This is a genomic window from Streptomyces silaceus (genome assembly GCF_001419745.1).
GTDB lineage: Bacteria > Actinomycetota > Actinomycetes > Streptomycetales > Streptomycetaceae > Streptomyces > Streptomyces silaceus.
The window spans coordinates 1-2,320 of record NZ_LIRJ01000240.1; the positions used below are offsets into that span (position 1 = coordinate 1).

The 2,320-nt window shown below is 73.7% G+C and carries 2 protein-coding genes and 1 pseudogene; 1 reads left to right on the top strand and 2 read right to left on the bottom strand.

Going from position 1 to position 2,320, the window contains the following annotated elements:
• A partial coding sequence (locus AOK22_RS22570) for an RluA family pseudouridine synthase (protein WP_055700532.1) occupies positions 1–912 on the top strand: 912 nt, incomplete at its 5' end.
• Between the two features lie 22 nt (positions 913–934).
• Here AOK22_RS22570 and AOK22_RS22575 read toward each other — a convergent pair.
• Together AOK22_RS22575 and AOK22_RS42895 are read right to left on the bottom strand one after the other, a co-directional pair.
• Positions 935–2,026, bottom strand: a 1,092-nt coding sequence (locus AOK22_RS22575) for a cytochrome P450 (RefSeq protein WP_244164926.1), incomplete at its 5' end; no start/stop codon positions are given.
• Positions 2,027–2,028: 2 nt separating this feature from the next.
• A pseudogene (locus AOK22_RS42895) lies at positions 2,029–2,320 on the bottom strand (cytochrome P450); the annotation flags it as partial.

A 2,320-nucleotide genomic window follows, 5' to 3' on the forward strand; every position in this document is an offset into this window, starting at 1 on the left:
CTCCCCCAGCGCGACGGCGTCGACCCCGTCCGGGTCAAGCTGCCGCCCGACGGGGTCTGGCCCACCGTGCGCGCGCATCTGGTGGAGCGGCTCGCCGCCGGGCCCGGGGTCATCGACGCGATGCTGCGGGAGGGCAGGATCGTCGGCGCGGACGGGACGCCGGTGGCGCCGGACGCGCCGTACGAGCCGGGGGCCTTCGTGTGGTTCCACCGCGATCTGGCACCGGAGGTCCCCGTGCCGTTCGCCCTCGACGTCGTCCACCGCGACGAGCACATCGTCGTCGTGGACAAGCCGCACTTCCTGGCGACCATGCCGCGCGGCAGCCATGTCACCCAGACCGCCCTCGCCCGGCTGCGCGCGGAACTCGGCATCCCGACGCTCGGCGCCGCGCACCGCCTCGACCGGCTGACCGCGGGACTGCTCCTGTTCACGGTGCGCCCCGAGGAACGCGGCGCCTATCAGACGCTGTTCGGCGACCGCCGGGTGCACAAGGAGTACGAGGCCGTCGCGCCGTACGACCCCGGGGTGCGGCTCCCCCGGACGGTGCGCAGCCACATCGAGAAGGTCCGCGGGATCATCGCGGCGTACGAGGTCGAGGGCGCCGCGCCGAACAGCGAGAGCCGGGTCGAACTCGTCGAGCACCGCGGCGGCCTCGGCCGCTACCGCCTCACCCCGCACACCGGCCGCACCCATCAACTCCGCGTCCACATGAACGCGTTGGGCCTGCCGATCCTCGGCGACCCGGTCTACCCGGTGGTGACCGGACCCGTGCCGCCGGACGACTTCCGGCGGCCCCTGCAACTCCTGGCGCGCGTCCTGGAGTTCACGGATCCGGTCACGGGCGTCCCGCACCGCTTCGTCAGCGGGCGGACGCTGGGTGCCTGGGCGGCGTACGACGACTGGAACCGCTAGCCACGCACGGGCCGGCGCCCGGTCAGTACCCGCGCCACCAGGTGAGGAAGCGGCGCCAGGCCCCCTTGGGCCGCTCGGGAGCGGCTGCCGGACCCTGGGCGGGCACGGCCTGCGCCGGTGCCGACGCGGCCGGGGCCGGGGCGGCGGGCTGCTGCGGGCGCGGCGCAGGCGAGGACACCTGCCAGTCCCTGCGCGGCGTCGGCAGCTGCGCCGAGGGCCGGGCCATGACGTCCTGCGGCGGCCGCGGGTCGAACTTGACCGGCAGCTCCACCAGGTGCCGCGACAGGATCGACGAGGTCCACCGCAGCTCCCGCTCGTCGACGGCGAGTTCGACGTCGGGCAGCCGCATCAGGAGCGCGTCGACGCCGGTGTCGGCGATGGCGCGGCCGATGTCCTGGCCGGGGCACTCGTGCGGGCCGCCGCTGAACGCGAGGTGCGAGCGGTTGCCCTGCATGTTGGCGGCGAGGTCGGGGCGTACGACCGGGTCGACGTTGCCCGGCGCGATGCCGAGGATCAGGCCGTCGCCCGCCCTGATCCGCTGGCCGCCGAGTTCGGTGTCCTGCTTGGCGAAGTAGCCGACGATGCCGCTGAAGGGCGGCTCGTCCCACAGGCACTGCTCGACCGCCTCGGGGACGGTCATCTGGCCGCCGCTGAGCTGGGCGCGGAAGCGCGGGTCGGTGAGGACCATCCGGAGCACGTTCGCGATGAGGTTGGCGGTGGCCTCGTACGCGGCGATGAGCACCAGGCGCAGATGCGCGCCGACCTCGTCGTCGGTGAGCTGCGCCGGGTGCGCGAGGAGGCTGCTGGCGAAGTCCTCCTCGGGGTTGGCGCGGCGCCGCGCCACGAGGCCCATCAGGACCTCCATCACGTACGCGTTGCTGGCGATGGCGGTCTCGGTGCCCTTGATCATGTCGCGGGCGCTCTGCACCATGCGCTCGTTGTACTCCTCGGGCATGCCGAGGACGTGGCACATCACCATCATCGGCAGGTGCTCGGCGAACTGGCTGACCAGGTCGGCGCGGCCGTCCTGACAGATGTCGTTGAGCAGGTGGTTCGTATAGCGGTTGATGTAACGGCGGATGCCGCGGTGGTCGAGGCCCGACATGGCGCCGGTNNGCCAGGTGAAGACCGGCGCCAGCGGGTGGTCCATGCCCGCGCTGCCGTCCTGCACGGCGCGCCAGCGGCGCGAGTCGCGGGTGAACTGCGAGGGCGTGCGGACCATGTGGAGGTTCTCGCTGTGGCCGAGGACCGCCCAGATCGGCACGTCGTTGTGGATCAGCACGGGGGCCACGGCGCCGTGTTCGGCGCGCAGCTTCTCGTACAGGCCCGCCAGGTCGGTGTCCGCCTCGGGGCCGTAGAGGCGGCGCAGGCCGCCGGGGCCGATGCCGTGGGCGGGGCAGCCGGGGGG